Source organism: Caenimonas soli, assembly GCF_013155545.1.
GTDB classification, from domain to species: domain Bacteria; phylum Pseudomonadota; class Gammaproteobacteria; order Burkholderiales; family Burkholderiaceae_C; genus Ramlibacter; species Ramlibacter soli.
Genome location: NZ_JABJVV010000050.1, coordinates 1 through 1,025, shown reverse-complemented (window position 1 = coordinate 1,025; position 1,025 = coordinate 1). Strand labels below are relative to the sequence as shown.

The window sequence follows — 1,025 nt, the reverse complement described above, 5'->3', positions numbered from 1 at the left end:
CGCGCCGGTGCTGACGGACCTGGGCGGCACGCTGGCGTATACAGAAAACGCTGCGGCCAGCGTGATCGACGGCACGATCACCCTGGCCGACGCGGACGACACGCAGATGGTCTCGGCCACGGTGACGATCAGCGCCGGCTTCACCGCCGGCGACGTGCTGGGCTTCACCAACACTGCCTCCATCACCGGCAGCTACAACGCGAGCACTGGCGTACTCACGCTCACAGGCCTGGCCACCACGGCGGCCTACGAGGCGGCCTTGGAGTCAGTGACCTACCACAGCACTTCGGACGATCCGACGGCTGTCAGCGCCAGCCGCACCATTCAATGGACTGTGACCGACGCCAACTCGGACGGCGCGGGAGCTGCCACGAGTGCGGCGGGCACCTCGACCATCAATGTGACGGCGGTCAACGACGCGCCGGTGCTGACGGACCTGGGCGGCACGCTGGCCTATATAGAAAACGCCGCCGCCAGCGTGATCGACAACACGATCACCCTGGCCGACGCGGACGACACGCAGATGGCCTCGGCCACGGTGACGATCAGTGCCGGCTTCACCGCCGGCGACGTCCTGGGCTTTGCCAACACGGCCTCCATCACCGGCGGCTACAACGCGAGCACTGGCGTGCTCACGCTCACAGGCCTGGCCACCACGGCGGCCTATGAGGCGGCGCTGGAGTCAGTGACCTACCACAGCACTTCGGACGATCCGACGGCCGTCAGCGCCAGCCGCACCATTCAATGGACCGTGACCGATGCCAACTCGGACGGCGCGGGCGCTGCCACGAGCGCGGCGGGCACTTCAACCATCAATGTGACGGCGGTCAACGACGCGCCGGTGCTGACGGACCTGGGCGGCACGCTGGCGTACACGGAGAATGGCGCGGCGGCAGCGATCGACAGCGCGATCACGCTGACTGATGTCGACGACACGCAAATGGCTTCGGCCACGGTGACAATCAGTGCCGGCTTCACCGCCGGCGACGTGCTGGGCACGGGCGACCTGACCGGCACGGGCATCA

Annotated in this window: 1 pseudogene; it reads left to right on the top strand. The window is 67.7% G+C overall.

What is annotated here, in order from left to right:
* Positions 1-1,025 (top strand): annotated as a pseudogene (locus tag HNE04_RS27815) (DUF4347 domain-containing protein); the annotation flags it as partial.